This is a genomic window from Neisseria sp. P0021.S007 (genome assembly GCF_051956855.1).
Genome location: NZ_JBQCXA010000652.1, coordinates 1 through 643, shown reverse-complemented (window position 1 = coordinate 643; position 643 = coordinate 1). Strand labels below are relative to the sequence as shown.

Annotated in this window: 1 protein-coding gene and 1 pseudogene; both read left to right on the top strand. The window is 49.8% G+C overall.

The window, feature by feature from the left end:
• A partial coding sequence (locus ACTHUR_RS15190) for a thiamine pyrophosphate-dependent enzyme (RefSeq protein ID WP_440399457.1) occupies window positions 1-540 on the top strand: 540 nt, incomplete at its 5' end.
• 10 nt (window positions 541-550) lie between these two features.
• A pseudogene (locus ACTHUR_RS15185) lies at window positions 551-643 on the top strand (acetolactate synthase small subunit); the annotation flags it as partial.

Below are 643 nucleotides of genomic sequence, written 5' to 3'. Positions count from 1 at the left end.
CACCAAATGTTTACCGCACAATATTACCCATTCGAGCGTCCGCGCCAATGGCTCAATTCCGGCGGTTTAGGCACAATGGGCGTAGGCTTGCCATATGCCATCGGTGCGAAACTGGCCGCTCCTGATCAAGATGTATTCTGCATCACCGGCGAAGGCTCGATTCAGATGAACATCCAAGAGCTGTCGACCTGCTTCCAATACCGAGTTCCGGTTAACGTCGTTACCCTGAACAACGGCTACCTCGGCATGGTCCGCCAATGGCAAGAACTTTATTATGGCAACCGTGAATCGGAAACCTATTTCGACTCATTGCCTGATTTTGTCAAACTGGCTGAAGCCTACGGCCATATCGGCATCCGTGTGGACAAGAAATCCGATGTAGAAGGCGCGTTGCTGGAAGCATTAAACCAAAAAGACCGCCTGGTATTCCTCGATTTCTTGACTGATAAGAAACAAAACGTACTGCCTATGGTCGGCAACGGCAAAGGCTTGGACGAGATGGTTCTGCCGCCGCATATGCGCGAAACATTGTCAGCGTAAGGAGAGAAAAATGCGACATATCTTATCTATTCTGATGGAAAACGAATCAGGTGCGATGAGCCGTGTGGTAGGTTTGTTCTCCGCACGCGATTACAATATCGAC